Source organism: Halogeometricum pallidum JCM 14848 (assembly GCF_000337095.1).
GTDB lineage: Archaea > Halobacteriota > Halobacteria > Halobacteriales > Haloferacaceae > Halogeometricum > Halogeometricum pallidum.
Genome location: NZ_AOIV01000037.1, coordinates 1 through 18349 on the forward strand (window position 1 = coordinate 1; position 18349 = coordinate 18349).

The following is an 18349-nucleotide window of genomic DNA, read 5'->3' on the forward strand; positions in this document are numbered from 1 at the left end:
GAAACTCGAACGAGAGGTAACAATTCTGAGACGACTCCCGGGAGGCGGGTTCCTGACAGAGAACGCCCGTTATCACGCTGTCCCGATCCGAAAGAGAGTGAGAACCCTCGTCACGGATGCGTGTTGTGTCGGAACTGAGACTCATCAGCTCGGCAAAAAGTGGTATGAGTAACCACAGGATAGGAGTCAGTGTACATGGCAGTTCAAAACCCGACCCGGGACATCCCCGACTGGCGGATCAGAACGTGTCAGCCCTGCGGCGGCGAACGCGAGCACGAGGTGACGGTCCGATTCCGCACGGACGCGACCCGAGAGGCGATACAGCCGCAGAACGAGGTGTTCGCGCGCCAGCCCTACCGAGTGCTGGAGTGTCTCTACTGTGGCGCATCGCGGAGCGAGCGGGTCGTCTGAGACGGCGCGACGAGCGCGTGAGGGGGAAAGTGCGAACCGGGAAAGGCAGAATCCCCCTCGTTTTCAGCGGTGGGTCTCCCGGGCCACGTTTCTGCTCGCTATGTAAATACGGGCGTGGGAGCCGGGAACACTCCCGGACCGCGTCTCGAACGGGTGTCGGATTACGCGTCGTCGAGTTCTCCGAACCGTTCGGGAGGACGACGGTGCCCGGACGAGCGTTCGAACCCGTACCCGAGTTCGAGGAGGCGCGGTTCGGCGAATCGCCGTCCGAGCAGTTCGACGCCCACCGGCAGGCCGTCGTCGGTGAATCCGGCCGGGAGAACGATGGCGGGTAACCCCGTGTGCGCGGACAGTTCGCAGTTCATCTCCGAGAAGGGTTGGTGTTCGGGTATCTCGACGGGCGGAACCGTCGACGGGGGGTAGAGGAGGGCGTCGAGGTCGTCTTCCACCATTCGCGCGAGGACGGTCTCCGCGAGTCGGTCCCGACGTCGAAGGCGTCGAAGGTACCCCACGTTCTCCTCCAGCGAATCGGCGTCGACGTCGAGGATTCCCGCCCCCTCGAAGCGCGACTCGATGGAGGGAGCTATCTCGCCCGTCTCGTACACCTCGGCCAACGACCCGTGCGGCGCTGCCTCGCCGAGGCGCGCGAGGTAGCGGTCGAAGTCGCGGGCGAACTCGTACTGTAACACGCGGGCGCTCTTGAGCAGACCGACGTCGACGACGTCGACGGGGTCGAGCACCGTCGCGCCGGCCGCCTCCATCTCCGCGATGGCCGCCTCGACGACGTCGGTCACGGCCGCGGCGTCCGCCTCGGTGACGGGCGAGTCCTCCGAGTCGCCCTGCAGGCCGAAGAACTGTCGGGCGACGCCGATGCGCGCGCCGTCGAGGCCGTCGGGGTCGAGGTGGGAGACGTAGCCGTCGTCAGGAACGGCGTCGGCGCCGGCGGCCGTCACCGGGTCCTCGGGGTCGTAGCCGGCCATCGCGTCGAGCAGTCGGGCCGCGTCGGCGACGGTTCTGGCGAGGGGGCCGGCGGTGTCCTGCGTCTCGCTCAGGGGGACGATTCCCGTCCGACTGACCAGTCCCCTCGTCGGCCGGACGCCAACGAGATTGTTGAACGCGGGCGGGGACCGGACGGACGAACAGGTGTCCGACCCCGTGCCGACGGTCGCCAGGTTCGCGGCGACGGCCGCCGCGGTTCCGCCGCTGGACCCCGAGGGCCGCCGGTCGAGGTCGTAGGCGTTCCGGGTCGCGCCGCCGAGCGAACTGATCGTGTCCACCCCGAACGACAGTTCTTGGAGGTTCGCCTTCCCGACGACGACGGCGCCGGCGTCCCGGAGTCGTTCGACCACGAACGCGTCCCGCGGCGGGACGGAGTCGGCGAGGGCGACGGACCCGGCCGTCGTCGGCATATCGTGGGTGTCCTGGTTGTCCTTCAGGAGCGTCGGGACGCCGTGAAGCGGTCCGACGAAGCCCTCCTCCTCGTACCGAGCGTCGAGGCGTCGGGCCCGTTCGCGCGCCCCGTCGTTCAGCGTCAGAATCGCGTTCAGGTCGTCGTCGTACGCGTCGATGCGCGCCAAGTAGCGGTCGAGGAGCGTCTCCGCGGTGACGCGTCCATCCGCGATGGCGGCGCGAACGTCGGCGACGGTCGTCTCTACGAGGTCGAAGGCGTCTGCGGATGGCGTGGACATCGTCTCGGATATCTCCTGTCGAAGAATTCCGGACCACGAGCCTGAACCTTTCGCCTCTCCGAGCGTTCAAACTCCTCGTTCGGGTCGGAACTGTTCCCGTCCAACCGCCTTATCACGGTCGATGTGAGATGACTTTTTCGCGTTATGTCTCCATATCTTCGCGTTCGAATACATCTTTGCGATATATGAGTTCTCATTGTGATATTTTAGAACTAAAATAGGTTAGGTGTTCGAAATTGTCTCGGTGTGAGCGTCTGTGCCCGATTTCGAATCCATAACATCCAGTTGCGGACGTTTATACTCAGAACCCGGTCGTACCGTCAAGCAGATGCTTGTCGACGACGGACTCGTCGAGTTCGATGCCCAGTCCCGGTTTCTCGGGTACTTCGATGTGGCCGTCTCGAATCAGGGGCTCCTCGCGTGCGAGCAAGTCGTCCCACCAGTCGACTTCGAGCGCGTGGTACTCCAGCAGGTCGAAGTTCGGCGTCGCCGCCCCCAGGTGGACGCAGGCCATCGTCCCGACGGGGCTACAGACGTTGTGCGGCGACATCGGCATGTAGTTCTCCTCGGCGCGGTCGGCGACCCGCATCGTCTCGGCGAGACCGCCCACCGTCGTCGGGTCGGGAGTCACGATATCGACCCCGTGTTCGGAGACGAGTTCAGAGAGTTCGAAGACGCGAAAGCGGTTCTCGCCGGTAGCGACGGGCGTCCGCGTGGCCTTCGTCACCTCCTTTTGGGCGTCCATGTTCTCCGGCGGAACGAGGTCTTCGAGCCACATCAGCTTGTACTCCTCCAGTTCGTGCGCCAGCCGTTTCGCGCTCTCGACCGAGTAGTCCCAGTGGCAGTCGAAGGCGAGGTCGACGTCGTAGCCGATCTCCTCGCGCACCGCCTCGACGATTTCGCGTTTCTCCTCGATTGCGCCGTTCGTGAGGCGGCCGTTGTAGGGGTCGGGGTCGTTGTCGGCGGGTAAGTCGAGGTCGAACTTCAGGGCGGTGAACCCCATGTCGGTGACGCGGGCCGCCTCGGCGGCGTACGCCTCGGGCGAATAGGCCTCGGCGTCGGCGTACGCCGTGGCGCCGTCCTCGACGGCGTAGGCCTCGCCGGCGTGACAATCGCAGTAGAGGCGGACCTCGTCGCGGTACTTCGACCCCAGCAACTGGTAGACCGGAAGGTCGAGAATCTTCCCGGCGGCGTCCCAGAGGGCGATTTCGATACCCGAGGCGGCCGTGACGACCTTGCCGGTCGTCCCCCCGTGTCCGGACATCTCCTGGAAGATGTAGCGGACGAGACGTTCCACGTCGAGGGGGTTCTCCCCGAGGAGGAATCGCTTCGTGTACTCGACGAGTTCCGGGACGCCGCCGCCGCGGTAGGACTCGCCGATACCGGTGACGCCGGCGTCCGTCTCGACTTTGATGAGGTTCCACTCGAAGTTCCCCTCGACCACGCAGGCCTTGATGTCGGTTATCTCCACGTCGCGGTTCGGGTCGCGGTTCGCTATCTGGTCGGAGTAGTCCCTCATTGTCTGAATTCCTCGAGTGCATCTTTATCGAGCGATACGCCGTGACCGGGGCTGTCGGGGAGCGGAATCCGACCGTCGTCGCCGGGCGAGAGCGGTTCCGCCACCACGTCGTCGAACACCTTCACGTCCATATCGCGGTAGAAATACTCCACCCAGGTTCCGTTCTCGATGGCGCCCAAGAGCGACGCGTGGAGGTTCCAGTTGTAGTGCGGCGCGACGGGGACGTCGTACGCCGCCGCGTAGTTGGCGATGCGGAGCCACTCCGTGATGCCGCCGCACACCGTCGCGTCCGGTTGGAGGATGCTCGCCGCGCCGGTGTCGCGGAGACGAGCGAAGTTGTGTCGGGTCCCCTCCAGTTCGCCGGTGGCGACGGGGTAGTCGATGGCGTCGTTCACCGCCGCCATCGTCTCCACTTTGTCTATCATCACCGGTTCCTCCATGAAGTAGGGGTCGTAGGGCTCGAAGGCGCGACACGCGCGGATGGCTTCCGGGGGCGAGGACCAGACGCCGTTGGCGTCCAAGAGGAGCGTTCGGTCCGGACCGATTTCGTCGCGGACGGCCGCCACGCGGTCGGCCTCCTCGCTCACCGACCGCCGGCCGACCTTCATCTTGACGACGTCGTGGCCCTCCTCGAGGTACCGTCGCATCTCCTCGCGCAGGCCCTCGTACCCCTTGTCGTCGCGGTAGTACCCGCCGCTGGCGTACGAGGGGACGTCGTCGGCGTGCCCGCCCAGCAGTTTGTACAGCGGTTCGCCGGCCGCCTTCGCCTTCAGGTCCCAGAGCGCGAGGTCGACCGTCGAGATGGCCCGCAACAGCAGGCCCGCCCGCCCGATCTGAACCGTCCCCTCGTACATCTCCTGCCACAGTCGCGCGGTATCGCGTGGGTCCTCGCCGACGAGCATCGGTTCGAGGAGCGACTCGACCGCCTCCGAGACGAGTCCGGCCCCCTCGTAGCCGAGCGAGTAACCCACGCCTTCGCGGCCGTCAGCCGTCCGAACGTACGTTATCGCGTGGTCGCGGAACGTCAGCGTCCGGTTGGAGAACGACACCGGCGAGGAGAGCGGTATCTCTATCGGAAACGACTCCACTGCTTCGATTTCCATACGACAGCGCCGCGACACACGGAGTAATAATCCCCCGTCTCGACAATACTTACCACAGGATTATTCGTGCACCTCCACCAAGCACCGCCCGGATGAACATCAACGTCCCGACGCGCGGCGACGTCGACCACCTCATAGACCCGCAACCGCTCCCGCCGTTCGCGCGGGTTCGGTACGAGCCGTCGACCGAGACCGTCTCCGCCGCGGGCGCGGCGCGAGCGGAACTAGACGGTCTCGCTCTCGGCGGATTGAACGACGGCGCGACGGTCGCTGTCGCCGTCGGGAGCCGCGGGATTCACGCCATCGACGACGTCGCGGCGGCCGTCGTCTCCTCGCTCGTCGAACGCGGATTCGACCCCGTCCTCGTGCCCGCGATGGGGAGCCACGGCGGGGCGACCGCCGAGGGACAGCGGGAGGTGTTGGGGTCGCTACGCATCACCGAAGAGCGGACGGGCGCGCCGATAGACGCGCGGATGGACGCCGAGGAACTCGGCGCGGTGACGGTCGGCGACACGGAGATGCCGGTGTACTTCTCGACGGCGGCGCTGGAGGCCGATGCGATTCTCGTCCTCAACCGCGTCAAGGCCCACACGAACTTCTCCGGACCGGTGGAGAGCGGTCTCACGAAGATGAGCGTCGTCGGACTGGGAAAACAGCGCGGCGCGAAGTCGTTCCACTCGACGGCCATCGCCGAGGGGTACGTCGAGACGCTCCGGGCCGCCCTGTCGGTCGTCGAATCCGAGACGCCGCTCCTGGGCGGAGTCGCGCTCGTGGAGAACTTCGAGGAGGAGATCGCCCGCGTCGAGTCGATTCCGACGGACTCCTTTCTCGACCGCGAACCCGAACTGCTCGAACTGGCTTACGAGGAGATGCCGACGCTGCCGGTCGAGGAGGTGGACCTACTCGTCGTCGACGAACTCGGCAAGGAGGTGTCCGGCGCCGGGATGGACACCAACGTCATCGGCCGCTACCGCGTGCTCAACCGGGAGGAACCCGAGACGCCGGACGTGAATCTCATCTACGCCCGCGGCCTCACCGAGGCGACGAAGGGGAACGGGAACGGCATCGGTCTCGCGGACCTCACCCGACGGGCGGCGCTCGACCGACTCGACCTGCGGAAGACGTACGCGAACGCGCTCACGAGCGGGTCGCTCGCGAAGGCAAAGCTCCCGGTCGTCGTACCGGACGACGAGTTCGCCCTGCGGACGGCGCTGGCGGCGCTGGGCGGCTACGACCCTGAAACCGTCCGCATCCTCTGGATACGGAACACGCAGGACCTCTCGGAGATGTGGGTCTCGGAGGCCGTCCTCGCTGACCTCCCCGACGCCGCGACGGTCGTGGGGCGCGGGTCGTTCGCCTTCGACGACGGGACGGCGGTCTTCTCCGAGTCGTAGTGCTTCGAGGTTGCCTGTACGGAAACGTTTTCGGCGTGGACCCTGATGTGATATCACATGGACTTACAGATAGACGGTAACGCAGCGCTCGTGACAGCGTCGTCCAGCGGACTCGGAAAGGCGTCCGCGAAGGCCCTCGCCCGCGAGGGCGTCGACGTCGTCATCAACGGCCGCGACGGGGACCGACTCGAAGAGGCGCGGGAGGAAATCGTCGAAGTCGCCGACGGCGACGTGGTCGCCCAGTCCGGTGACCTCACCGACGCCGACGACGTGACGAACCTCGTGGAGACCACCGTCGAGGAGTTCGGCCGCCTCGACCACCTCGTGACCAGCGCCGGCGGCCCGCCGTCCGGCGGCTTCCTCGACACTGACGACGAGGACTGGCAGCAGGCCTACGATCTCCTCGTGATGAGCGTCGTCAGACTCGCCCGCGAGGCCGAACCCCACCTCCGCGAGGGCGACGGCGGCACCATCGTCACCATCACCTCCCGGAGCGTCAAGGAGGCGCTGGACAACCTCGTGCTCTCGAACTCGGTTCGGATGGGCGTCATCGGACTGGAGAAGACGCTCTCGAAGGAGTTCGCTCCCGAGGTTCGCGCGAACGCCGTCCTCCCCGGACCGCACGAGACGTCCCGGATTCAGGACCTCGTGAACGCCGCCGTCGACCGCGGCGAGTACGACTCCTACGAGGAGGGACTGCAGGGCTGGGCCGGCAACCCGTTAGAGCGTATCGGCGACCCGATGGAGTTGGGTAACACCGTCGCGTTCCTCTCCTCGCCCGAGTCCGGATTCATCAACGGCGCCGCCGTTCCCATCGACGGCGGATCCACGGGGGCGAACCTGTGAAGCCCGTCCCGTTCGACGACGCCGAGACGTACGAACCGGAGGAGGGCTGGCGGCGCGTCTCGATGGCGGGCAGCGACCGCTTCTCCTTCGAGTGGTTCGAGAAACCGCCGGGGCACAGTTCGCCGATGCACGACCACGAGAACGAGCAGGTGTGTCTCTGCCTCGAAGGCGAACTCACCGTGGTCACCGAGGACGACGAGGTGGCGCTCGGACCGAACGATTCGGTGCTGCTCGAATCGAACGAGGCCCACCGGGTCGAGAATACCGGCGACGAACGAGCGGTCGGATTGGACGTGTTCGCGCCGGGTCGTTCGTTCGACTTCTGGACGGACCGCGAGGAATGAAGTACCTCGCACGCACCGCGAGCGGTCGGCCGCTTCTCGGCGACGACGAGGGATTCGTCCCGCTCAAGTCGGTCGAACCCGACCTCGACGGCGTCCGCGAGGCGCTCCCGCGGGCCGCGGCGGGGACGCTCGGCGACGTCGACGACGCCCCCGCGGCGCGGGTCCCGGCCGCCGACTGCGCCTTCGGGCCGCCGCTCGAACGGTTCGGAAAGCTCTGGGGAATCGGCCTGAACTACGAGGAGCACGCGGGCGATTTGGACGAGCAGCGCCCGGACGAACCGGCGAGTTTCATGAAGCCCGCGACGGCGCTCGTCGGCCCCGGCGGCCCCATCCGTCTGCCGCCGACCTCCCAGAGCGAACGCGTGACGGCGGAGGCCGAACTGGCCGTCGTAATGGGACGAGAGTGTCGGAACGTCGACGAGGCGGACGTCCACAACGTGGTCGCCGGCTACCTCCCGGTCATCGACATGACCGCCGAGGACGTCCTCCAGCGCAACCCTCGGTTTCTCACCCGGGCGAAGAGCTACGATACGTTCCTCGTCGTCGGCCCGGTGCTCGCCGTCCCCGAGGAACCGCCGGACCTCGACGGCGTGACCGTCCGGACGGAGGTCAACGGGACGGTCGAGGCCGAAAACGAGGTGCGAAACATGCTGTTCCCGCCCGAGGAACTCGTCTCCTTCCACTCGGAGGTGGCGACGCTCGAACCGGGCGACCTGTTCAGCACCGGGACGCCGGGTGCAGCGCCCATCGACGACGGCGACCGAGTGCGGACGACCGTCGAGTCGGTCGGATCCGTCGAGGCACCGGTGACGCGGTAGGAGGGTGTCTCTCGACGGCGGGCAACGCCGTCCGAGCAGCGACCCGCCGTCCGCGAACGTCGAGCGTGGCCGCTCGGCAAGATGATATAGGTAATGATTGTCGGTGTTCTAAATGAATAGATTGTTAAGCACGCCCGGTTTTTGTCATCAATGGACATGCACGAAGAGGGTATGCAGCGGCGCAAGTTCTTGTATGGCGCAGCAACGGCAAGCCTCGCAGGGCTCGCCGGGTGCAGCGGCAGCGGTGGCGGTAACGGCGGCGACGGCGGCGGTAACGGCGGTAGCGACGGTAACGGCGGCGGCAGCGGCGGTGGCGGCGGCAGCGGCGACATGACGCTCCGGGTCGGCACGTCCGCCGGCGGGACTCAGGACGTCGGGCTCGCCGTCGAGCGCGCCGTCAGCCAGGAGAGCGATACCCTCGACTACTCGACCATCGAGAGCCCCGGCTACATCGGGACCATCTACCGGATGGCCCAGAGCCAGTTCAACGCCGGCATCACCGACAACAACTCCTTGAACAAGGCGCTCGACGATCGCGGTCGGTTCTCCGAGCAGTCGGTATCCCGCATCCCCCAGTACGGGTTCGGCGCGTTCCCGTACAGCATCTACATCGTCGCTCGCGACGGCACGGGCATCGAGACGTTCGACGACCTCGCGGGGAAGAACGTCTATCCTGCCGAGCCGGGCTACTCGACGCGCGCAACGACGCTCGACGTGTGGTCGCAGGACCCGACCGCGGACGTCCACGACAAGATGAACATCCAGAATATGGGCGTCGGTGACGCGCCCGGTGCGATGGAGGAAGGCAGCATCGACGCGTCTATCGCGTACGGCTCGCCCGGCGTCCGGTACACCGGCTTCGTTCAGGAGATGGCCTCCCGCGTCGACCTTCACTACGTCAAACCGACGGACGCGCTCATCGAATCCGCGGAGTCGTACTCCGGCGCGGGGACGACCCGAACGCCCTACAGCGAATGGCCGATCGCGAACGCCGACATCGGTACCGACGAGGTGTTCACCTGGGACCTCGAGGTCAACTACACGTTCAACCCCGAGGCCAATCCCGACGCAGTCTACGAACTCTGCCGCGTCGTTCACGAGCACAGCGACGTCATCAACAACGGCGAAGAGCAGTTCAACGACTACGACTCCGCCGAGGAGATGCTCGGGTACGCGCAGGAGCGCATCCCGGTCCACCCGGGCGCGGTGAAGTACTACAAGGAGAACGACGCCTGGGACGACAGCCTCCAAGAGGGCGACGCGGCGTAACCCCCGCCCCACGGCGCCGTCCCAGGTCGCGAAGAACCCAACCAAGAGTCTACTACAAACAAACCACACCAACACATGGACACACAATCCGAACGAGAGACCGGTCCCACGGGGTGGCTACGGGGCCTCGACATCAGCGTCACGCTCGTAGCCGTCCTGTTCTGGTGCGTCGTCCTCTGGTGGGCCTACACCCAGAATTGGTCGACGGTCAAGTACGCCGTCCTGTTCGTCGGCGGCATCATGACAGTGTACGCCCTCAACGAGACGCGCGAATCGCTCGAAGAAGGAAGCTGGATAGACGCGCTGGTGTTGCTGCCGTCGGCCGGCGTGCTCATCACGGCGTCGTTTTATTTCTTCGTGAACTTCGAGACGGTGTACCTCCTGCGACAGGGGTTCGCCACCGAGCACGAGTACATGCTCGCGCGACTCATCATCATCTCGCTTTTGTACCTCACGTGGCGCGAATTCGGGAACTTGTTCCTCGGACTCGTCATCGGCGTGATGCTGTACGCGATGTTCGGCGACGCCGTTCCCGGCGTCCTCGGGCACGCGGGGATGTCTCAGCTGACCCTCCTACAGGCGACGGTCACGGACCTGTACGGGTTCTACGGCTCGCTCACGCAGCTGACCGCGTCCTGGATCGCGCCGTTCCTCCTGTACGCCGGGCTGCTGTTCGCGTACGGCGCGTTCGACCTGATTCTCCGGCTCGCCATCGTCGCCGCCGGACGCATCCGCTCGGGCGTGGCACAGACGGCCGTGCTCTCCTCGGCGGTCATCGGCTCCATCAACGGTTCGTACACGGCGAACGCCGCCATGACGGGGTCGTTCACGATTCCGACGATGAAGGAGAGCGGGATGTCCGGCCACCGCGCGGCCGGCATCGAAGCCGTCGCCTCTACCGCGGGACAGGTGCTCCCGCCGGTCATGGGCGCCTCCGCGTTCGTGATGGCGTCGTACCTCGGCGTCGCGTACCTCAACATCGTCGTCGCGGGGTTGCTCCCCGCAGCGATTCTGGTCGTGTCCATCGCCATCGCAGTCCACTATACCGCGATCAGCGACACCAGCAACCAGGACATGGAGTTCTCGGAGTTCTTCGACGACCCGCTCTCGCGCAACGAGAAGATCGCCGAGGCGCTCCGGTTCGGTATCCCGTTCGGCGTCCTGATCTACTACCTCGGCTTCGCCCAGTTCACGGTGATGACGTCCGCGATGTACACCGTGTTCGCGATGGTTCTCACGGGCGTCCTGATGCCGCCGTTCCAGCGGCTCGTCGACTCCTCTGACGCCTCGCCGGTCTCGGAGTTCGTCACGCAGGTCAGGAACACGGTTCACGGCTTCCGCCGGGGCGCCATCATTCTCGCGCCCATCGCCATCATCCTCGTGGTCATCAGCGGCGTCGTGAACCTGTTCTCGACGACCGGCGTCCCCGCGAAGATCGCGCTGTTGATGATCAACCTCTCCGGCGGCATCCTGCTGTTCGCGGTGCTGCTCGGCATGGCCGTCGCCATCGTAATGGGCGTCGGGATGCCGACGGTGGCCGCCTACGTCATCGTGGCCATCCTCATCGTGCCGACGTTCGTCTCCGAGTTCGGCATCGCGGAGATCACGGCTCACTACACGATGTTCTACGCCGCCATCTTGGCGGGCATCACACCGCCGGTAGCGACGGCGGCCGTGGTCGCCGCCGGCATCGCGGAGGCGAACTTCTGGCGGACCTGCGGCGCGGCGCTGAAAATCGCCGCGCCGCTGTTCGTCCTCCCCGTCGCGTTCGTCTACAACCCCGCGCTGATCACGATGTCCCCGGGCCTCAACACGCTCTTCGTCGGTCTCATGGTGATGCTGGGTGCCGTCTCCATCATCTACGGCCTGAACTACCCGTTCAGGCTGTCGCTCGGAAACCTGCTTCTCACCCGGGCCGCGCTGGCGGTGCTCGGCGTCCTCATCATGACGTACCCGACGGCGCTCGCGAAAATTGCGGGTATCGCCGTCTTCGTCGGCGTCTTCGTCGCCGAGAAGGTGATGGTCCGCGGTCTCAGCCTGCCGTTCACCAAGGAGGTGAAACAATGAGTCCGAGCAGAGAAGCCCCCGAAGACCAGGTCGACACGTCCGACGTCGGCGGTCTCGGGGAGATCATCCCGGATCCTCTGATTCCGGTCTGGCGCCGGATCGAACGGATTCAGTCGTTCCGGGAGACGCACGGCAACACCTACGTCACGGCGCTGGAGGCGCTGACGGCCATCGCGTTGGCCGTCGGCTACGTCTGGTGGGTGTACCTCTACTTCTACGGCGGCGCCGTCAGCCTGTAGGCGCCGTCCTACGGGCTGTTCTTCCGCGCTACTCGTGCCACTCGGCGGCGCGCCGAACGTCGTGCGGGATGTGGCTGTCCTGCTCGCAGACGTCGTCAAGGTACGAACGTAGTTCCGGCGCGAACTCGGGGTGAGCGCAGTGCTCGATTATCCGCTCGGCGCGTTCGACCGGCGAGAGTCCGCGCACGTCGGCGACGCCCTGTTCGGTGACGAAGACGTCGATATCGTGTTCGGTGTGGTCGACGTGGAACGTCATCGGGACCACCCGCGAGACGTCGCCGCCGTCCAGCGTCGACGGGAGCGCGCAGACGGACACGAGCGAGTTGCGGTTGAAATCCGCTGAGCCGCCGACGCCGTTTATCATCCGCGTGCCGCCGACGTGCGTGGAGTTGACGTTGCCGTAGATGTCGAACTCGATGGCGCTGTTGACGCCGACGACGCCGAACTGGTTGATGAGTCCCGGGTGGTTCGCCACGTCGGCCGGTCGGAGGACGACGTCCTCGGCGTAGCGCTCGACGTTCTCGAACAGTCGCGTCTGGCCCTCCTCGGTGAGCGCCATCGACGTGGCGCTCGCGCACCTGAGTCGGCCGGCGTCGAGCATGTCGAGGAGGCCGTCCTGGATGAGTTCGCCGAAGTACGCTACGTCGCGGTCCCCGAAGTCGAGTTCCTTCAGTTCGCCCATGAGCGCGTTGCCGAGCGACCCGACGCCGAACTGGAGGTGAATCGCGTCGTCGAACACCGGCGAGCGCTCCATCTCAGCCGACAGGAACGACCCGAGGTTGGCCGCGATGGCCAGGTCGTCGTCCGTCGGGTCGCGGAAGGAGTACGTCGAGTCCGCGATGTCCGTCTCCACGACACCGAGCAGTTTCTCGGGGTCGAACCGACAGTGATTCGTCCCGATGCGCTCGCCCGGTTCGGAGAGCGGCACGGGCTCTCGGTTCGGGGGGCTCGCGGGTCGGTAGACGTCGTGAAGCGCCTGCAGTTCGAGCGGTTGCGCTCGGTTCAGTTCGACGAGGAGGGTGTCGGCGGCCTCGACGAAGGCCGGGACCTGCCCGAGCGAGGTCGACGGGACGAACCAGTCCTCGCCGACGGCGACGGCCTCGACGACCGCGACGTCGGGGTCGACCAGCCCGCCGTACTGCACCTCGTCGCCGATGGCCGACGCGTTCCGGTCGCTGAACGCTATCTCTCGCCTGTTCGTCGCGCCCCGGGCCGCGCTGGAGAACTGATAAGAGAACCGACGGGCGACGGCGCCCGACTCGACGAGGTCGACGTCTATCTCCTCGCCGACGTTCCCGCTGTGGACCAACGTGAGTTCGAGGTCGCGGTCGTCTTCGGCCAACGCGAGCGGTATCGCCTTCGGGTAGCCGACGCTCCCGAACCCGCTGGTGAGCACCGTCGCGTCCGCCGAGATGCTCGCTGCGGCGGCGGCCGCGTCGACGACGGGGAGGTCGCCTCGGATGCGACGCTCGATCGGTCCGGCCGGCGCGGACGTTTCGCCCGTCATAGCGAGGTCCTCTCCGTGTTCCGGCGGGAGAAGGAGAGCGCCCGCGTGTCGGTTCCGTCGCCGGTGGCGGCCTTCGCGCCGTCGTCCGTCGAGTGAGACATTGGTCGGAGTTCCGTATCTGAGACAATAAATCGTTGGGGTCGCGTCGCCGGGAGACGGCGGCGCGAGCCCCACCTATATGTGCGGCCCGACCGATAGCGGAGGCATGGAACGGTACGACGACGTAAGCTACGCCGTGACCGACGGTATCGCGACGATCACCATCGAACGTCCGGACGTGTACAACGCCTTCACTCGGAACACGATCCTCGAACTCAACGACGCCGCCCGAACGGCCGAGGCCGACGACGGCGTATACGCGGTCGTGCTGACGGGCGACGGGAAGGGCTTCTGTTCGGGCGCCGACACCACCGAGATGCCCGACTGGGACGAGCAGTCCCCCGAGGAGTACGGCGCCTTTCTCTGGCTGATCCAGCAGTTCGTCTACAACCTCAGGACGATGGCGACGCCCTCGGTCGCGGCGGTCAACGGTCCGGCCATCGGTGCCGGCTGCGACTTCGCGCTGGCCTGTGACCTCCGCGTCGTCGGGGAGGAGGGCGTCATGCGCGAGGGGTTCGTCAACGTCGGTCTGGTTCCCGGCGACGGAGGCGCGTGGCTCCTGCCCCGACTCGTCGGCGAGTCCAAGGCCCGCGAGTACCTGCTCACCGGGCGCGACATCACGCCCGCGGACGCCGTCGACATCGGTCTCGCGGTCGAACGGGCCGACGACGCGCTGGAGGCGGCGGGCGCCCTCGCCGCGGAGATTCGGGACAAGCCCGCGACCGCGGTCCAGCACACGAACCGCCTCGTCGACCCGCAGCGGAGCTTCGAGGAGTACTGCCGGAAGGCGGCCGAGTACCAGTGGGACTGCGTCGTCGACGCCGAGCATCAGGAGGCCGTGGCCGCGTTCAACGAGGGACGAGCGCCCGCGTTCGACCGTTCGTACGACGACTGACCGCAGCCATCCGGCGTGTCGCGCGAGATGCGGGGGCCAGTTAGCGTTCGGAGACGGCCGGGAGCCCGCGTTCTTCGAGTGCGCGGGCGATGGTGTTCAACTGCATCTCGTCGGTGCCCGCGGCGATGCGTCTGCTCCGGGCGAACCGGTAGAGATACTCTAACGGGTGGCCCTGCTGGTACGCTCGTGCGCCGACTATCTGGACGGCCTCGCTGACCACCTCTTCGGCCACCCTCGAACAGTGGAGCTTCGCCGTCGACGTCTGGAGACGCGGCGGCGCCCGTTCGTGCCCCTCCGCCCCTGCCGCGGACGCGTACGCCAGCGAGGCGGCGGTCTCGACCTGTCGATACATCTCGGCGAGTTTCCACTCGATACCCTGGAACTCGTCTATCGTCCGCCCGAACTGTTCTCGCTCGCTCGCGTACGACAGCGCCCGCTCCAGCGCCGCTTCGGCCCACGCGACGGTGAGAATAGAGCTTCCCAGCCGCTCCCAGTTGAGCGACACTAGCTGCTCTTTGAACGCCTCCTGGCCACGGGTGAGGACGCGACGCTCCGGGACGACCACGTCGTCGATGGTAAAGTGCGTCTGGGAGTAACCGGCCATATTCGTGTACACCTCCTGTATCTCGACCCCGGGGTCGTCGTACGGAATGACGACGGACCCCAGTCCCTCCGGGAACCGGACCCACGTCACCGCCGCGTCGCCGAACGGGACGCCCCCGACCCACGTCTTCTCGCCGTTGCAGACCAATCGACCGTCCTCCTCGGTCACCTCCGTCGTCATCGACCCCACGTCCGACCCGGCCTCGGGTTCGGAGATGGCGATGGAAACGAAGCTCTCGCCCGCCGTCACCGCCGGAAGGAACTCCTCTTTGACGGAGTCCGAGCCGAACAGGTCGATAGCTCGTGGAGCGACCATGCTCTGCATGTAGGTGAACCAGCCGGTGTCTGGACACTCGCGGCCGACGGCTTCCGTCAGGAGCATCGCCGTCAAGTCGGACAGTCCCTGCCCGCCGTACTCTTCGGAGATAGACGGACAGTAGAGGTCGGCCTCGGCCAGTTCTTCGAGATTCTCCCACGGGACGTCCCCGTGCCACGTGTAAGCGTCGTCGGTGAACTCCGCGGCGACCGACTCGGCGCGTTCGGCGAACTCACGCTGTTCCGCTGTCAGGGCTCGCATGTCTACCGTTCGGAAACAAACCCGGATAAATGGATTGGCTCCGCTTCTGCGTCGCTCGCGGTAGGCGGGTCCAGCACATTGAGTTCGTGCCGTCCGTCGCGGCGTCGGCGGGCACTCAGACGTTCGCGGCGAGGGTCTTGGCGATGTGGTCGCCGAAGGGGAGCGAGGAGGTCAGACCGGGGGACACCGCGTTGAGGATGTGGACCGCGTCTTCCCGCTCGATGAACAGCGGGTCTTCGACCAGTTCGCCCTCGTCGCTGACGAGTTGGGCGCGGATGCCGGCGTAACTCTCCGTCAGGTCGCCGCCGCGCACCTCCGGAACCAAGCGCTGTGAGGCCTCGGTGAATTTCCGCTTCCGGTAGGATTTGTTCAGTTCCTCCCACGCCGCCGACAGCATCGTCTTGGAGGCGAGGAGCTTTCTGAACCCCTCGTACCGGAGCGTCTCGACGAGTTCGGCCGGGTCGACGTCCGTGTTGTCGTAGGCCTCGCGCCCGAAGGCCAACACCGCGTTCGGACCGACGATGACCTTCCCGTCCGTCCGCCGGGTGTAGTGGACGCCGAGGAACGGGAGGTCCGGGTCCGGAGTCGGATAGATCATCGTCCGACAGAGGTCGGCCCGTTCCGGCGTGAGTTCGTAGTACTCGCCCCGAAACGGGACGACTTGGTACGACTCGCCCACGCCGACCTGATGGGCCAGCGTGTCGGCGTGCAGGCCCGCCGCGTTCACCAGGTACGACGCCTCGACGTCGCTGTTGCTCGTCGCGAGACGATAGCCGTCGTCGGTACGTTCGACCCGCGAGACGGCGTGACCCGTGTACAGCGAGACGCCGGCCCGCTGAATCTCCCGCGTGAGCGCGTACACGTACTGCTGTGAGTCCACCGACGCGGCCTCGGGGGCGTGGAGGGCGGCCCGTCCGACGGCGTGGGGTTCGTGCTCGCGAATCTCGTCTCGGGAGTCCAGCAGTTCGTACTCGACGCCGTTGGCCTCGGCCCGTTCGGCGAGAGTTTCGAGATGTGCCGCCTCGCGGTCCGTCTGCGCCACGACGAGGACCCCTCGCTCCTCGCAGGGCACGTCGTGGGCCGCGCAGTACTCCTTCATTCGTCGGGTCCCCTCGGTGGCGAAGCGCGCCTTCTCCGAGTCGGGCGGGTAGTTGAAGCCGGGATGGAGGACGCCGGAATTCCGGCCGCTCTGGTGTGCCGCGAGATGGTACTCCTTCTCGAGAACGGCGACGTCGAGGTTCGTCCGCGCCGCGAGGTGCTTCGCGACGGACAGACCGACGCAACCGCCGCCGACGATGGCGACGTCGTGACGTATCATTGCTAACTCGTAGCGCGATTTGCCGGCTGAGGACTTAGGCGTACCGCTTTCGGGGATTCGACCGGAGAAAGAGAAGTACCGTGCGTCCGAAAGCGTCTGAAAGCGTTCGGAACGACGGGTCCTACGCGTACGCGATACGGAGTTCGAGTTCGTTCGCCGACCCCAGAATCAGGTCGGGAATCTTGGAGGTGAACCACTCGCCTTTCATTCGATTCGACGGGCCGGACACGCTGAGGACGCCGATGAGTTCGTCGTCGTCGTTGGTCACCGGGGCCGCGGCGGCGCACAGACCCTTGATATTCTCCTCCCGATTGAAGGCGTACCCCTGTTCCGAAATTTCGGCTAACTCCTCGTCGAGGACGGTTCGGTCCGTGATGGTCCGGTCGGTTTCCGGTGTGAGTCCCTGCGCGTCGAGAATGTCGTCGACCCGGTCGTCTGGTAAGTGCGTGAGAATAACTTTTCCCGCGGCCGTCGAATGGAGTCGAATCCGCTTGCCGACGCTGTGACCGGTCTGCACCGCGTGCTCGCTGGTTTCGACGTACAGATAGACGCCGCGGCCGTGTTCTTCGACGACGAACTGGGCGCGTTCCTGCGTCTCCTCGGCGAGTTGTTCGACGGTGGCTTCCGCGAGTTCGTACGATTCCCGCTGAGTCCGGGCGTACTCGGCGAGTTCGAGAAATCGGAATCCGACCTCGTACCGCCCGTCGTCCGTGCGGACGAAGCTATGTTCGGCCAGCGTCGAGAGGTGGCGGTGTACCGTACTCTTCGGGGCGTCCAACTCCGCGGCGAGTTCCGCTAACGTCGCACCCCGCAGTCGCTGCAGTGCGAACACGACTTCGAGCGATTTCTCGGTCGTCGACACGCGGTCTTTTATGGACATTACAACTGGATCTCCCTCGATAGTCTATAAGCGTTCCGAAATATGGGATGGAAATAGCTGAGTAATAGAGCCGAATATAGTTTGTATCGACTTCAGACATCCCTGCTATTCGGTATATACTGTTTTCATAATATGGGACTCTCTAAGTGGGAGTGTGAAAGCCGACAAAGCCGATGTATCGGGTACAAGCCATTTTTCGCACCGTTTTCGAATCCCACATATCGATACCGGCCCGATTGTCGCTTTTCGGACGACAGGTGCGTTGAGAGTCGAAAATAATCGTATATGCTCGTTAATTGTGTTCCGTTTTTCGGAAGGATGTTGTTACAGTAATAGATATGTAATGGTTAGGTTCGTTTGAACGACTCGTCGATAGCGGATACCGCGGGTCGGCGGTGTCGCCAGCGAACGCATACGGCCTTACGAACGCCGACCGACAACTGTACCCTTCGCCGCCGGCGGGTGACTATCGGCGTCGAAAGCCCTGGCGTCCGACTCGTTCCCGTCCACGTCATCGTCGGTCGTCGGCGCATTTCGTCCTTACGTCGCACCGGAACCGGAATCGACGGAATATCGCCTCGAATCGTATTCGTTACCTCATAGTATTTTTCTGTGGCTGTTTTTGAGGATTTTGTAGTCATGATCCGGGTTTGTGCAGTTCAATCGACTCGGTATCTCGTCTTCGGTCGTCTTTACGCTAAATCCCGCGAAAGAGAGATATCCCGTTTATCTCTCGATAGTGGTACGAGGTCGATCGAACTCGATTAATCAG

At 65.5% G+C, this 18349-nt stretch carries 16 protein-coding genes; 9 read left to right on the plus strand and 7 right to left on the minus strand.

The window, feature by feature from the left end:
* Window positions 1-195: 195 nt before the first annotated feature.
* Entirely contained in the window at window positions 196-411 is a 216-nt protein-coding gene (locus tag C474_RS14490) for a DUF7835 family putative zinc beta-ribbon protein (protein ID WP_008388137.1), read from the plus strand.
* A gap of 161 nt (window positions 412-572) precedes the next feature.
* Here the strand turns inward: C474_RS14490 and C474_RS14495 are convergent, their stop codons facing one another.
* The 3 genes from C474_RS14495 to C474_RS14505 form a co-directional block, all read right to left on the minus strand.
* A complete protein-coding gene (locus tag C474_RS14495; protein ID WP_008388138.1) occupies window positions 573-2099 on the minus strand; it encodes an amidase in 1527 nt (508 codons plus the stop codon).
* A 301-nt stretch (window positions 2100-2400) separates the two neighbouring features.
* Complete coding sequence (locus C474_RS14500; protein ID WP_008388139.1) at window positions 2401-3618, minus strand: mandelate racemase/muconate lactonizing enzyme family protein; 1218 nt, start codon at window positions 3616-3618, stop codon at window positions 2401-2403.
* A complete protein-coding gene (locus C474_RS14505) occupies window positions 3615-4721 on the minus strand; it encodes a mandelate racemase/muconate lactonizing enzyme family protein (protein WP_049917051.1) in 1107 nt (368 codons plus the stop codon). The genes C474_RS14500 and C474_RS14505 overlap by 4 nt, the downstream gene beginning before the upstream one ends.
* Before the next feature lie 92 nt (window positions 4722-4813).
* Between C474_RS14505 and C474_RS14510 the strand changes: the two genes are divergently transcribed.
* From C474_RS14510 to C474_RS14540, 7 genes are all read left to right on the plus strand, one after another.
* Window positions 4814-6115 carry a hypothetical protein gene (locus C474_RS14510; RefSeq protein ID WP_008388141.1) on the plus strand — a complete coding sequence of 434 codons (1302 nt, stop codon included), beginning with the start codon at window positions 4814-4816 and terminating at the stop codon, window positions 6113-6115.
* 57 nt (window positions 6116-6172) lie between these two features.
* Window positions 6173-6961, plus strand: a complete 789-nt coding sequence (locus tag C474_RS14515) for an SDR family oxidoreductase (protein ID WP_008388142.1) — start codon at window positions 6173-6175, stop codon at window positions 6959-6961.
* The gene (locus C474_RS14520) at window positions 6958-7305 is read left to right on the plus strand and encodes a cupin domain-containing protein (protein ID WP_008388143.1); all 348 of its coding nucleotides are present in this window, start codon (window positions 6958-6960) and stop codon (window positions 7303-7305) included. Before C474_RS14515 ends, C474_RS14520 begins: the two co-directional genes overlap by 4 nt.
* On the plus strand, window positions 7302-8123 hold the full coding sequence (locus tag C474_RS14525; RefSeq protein ID WP_008388144.1) for a fumarylacetoacetate hydrolase family protein: 822 nt from the start codon (window positions 7302-7304) through the stop codon (window positions 8121-8123). Before C474_RS14520 ends, C474_RS14525 begins: the two co-directional genes overlap by 4 nt.
* A 150-nt stretch (window positions 8124-8273) precedes the next feature.
* A complete protein-coding gene (locus C474_RS14530) occupies window positions 8274-9392 on the plus strand; it encodes a TAXI family TRAP transporter solute-binding subunit (protein ID WP_008388145.1) in 1119 nt (372 codons plus the stop codon).
* Between the two features lie 75 nt (window positions 9393-9467).
* Window positions 9468-11459 (plus strand): TRAP transporter permease, encoded by a 1992-nt coding sequence (locus tag C474_RS14535; protein WP_008388146.1) that lies wholly within the window; start codon window positions 9468-9470, stop codon window positions 11457-11459.
* Window positions 11456-11698: a hypothetical protein gene (locus tag C474_RS14540; protein ID WP_008388147.1), complete on the plus strand. Its 243-nt coding sequence runs from the start codon at window positions 11456-11458 to the stop codon at window positions 11696-11698. Before C474_RS14535 ends, C474_RS14540 begins: the two co-directional genes overlap by 4 nt.
* A 28-nt stretch (window positions 11699-11726) precedes the next feature.
* Here the strand turns inward: C474_RS14540 and C474_RS14545 are convergent, their stop codons facing one another.
* Window positions 11727-13205 (minus strand): acetyl-CoA hydrolase/transferase C-terminal domain-containing protein, encoded by a 1479-nt coding sequence (locus tag C474_RS14545; protein WP_008388148.1) that lies wholly within the window; start codon window positions 13203-13205, stop codon window positions 11727-11729.
* A 205-nt stretch (window positions 13206-13410) separates the two neighbouring features.
* Between C474_RS14545 and C474_RS14550 the strand changes: the two genes are divergently transcribed.
* Entirely contained in the window at window positions 13411-14199 is a 789-nt protein-coding gene (locus C474_RS14550; RefSeq protein ID WP_008388149.1) for an enoyl-CoA hydratase/isomerase family protein, read from the plus strand.
* A gap of 40 nt (window positions 14200-14239) precedes the next feature.
* On the opposite strand, the gene C474_RS14555 is transcribed toward C474_RS14550, so the two are convergent.
* The 3 genes from C474_RS14555 to C474_RS14565 form a co-directional block, all read right to left on the minus strand.
* A complete protein-coding gene (locus C474_RS14555; protein ID WP_008388150.1) occupies window positions 14240-15379 on the minus strand; it encodes an acyl-CoA dehydrogenase family protein in 1140 nt (379 codons plus the stop codon).
* Between the two features lie 115 nt (window positions 15380-15494).
* A complete protein-coding gene (gene lhgO, locus C474_RS14560; protein ID WP_008388152.1) occupies window positions 15495-16697 on the minus strand; it encodes an L-2-hydroxyglutarate oxidase in 1203 nt (400 codons plus the stop codon).
* A 121-nt stretch (window positions 16698-16818) separates the two neighbouring features.
* The gene (locus C474_RS14565; RefSeq protein WP_008388153.1) at window positions 16819-17577 is read right to left on the minus strand and encodes an IclR family transcriptional regulator; all 759 of its coding nucleotides are present in this window, start codon (window positions 17575-17577) and stop codon (window positions 16819-16821) included.
* Window positions 17578-18349: the final 772 nt, after the last annotated feature.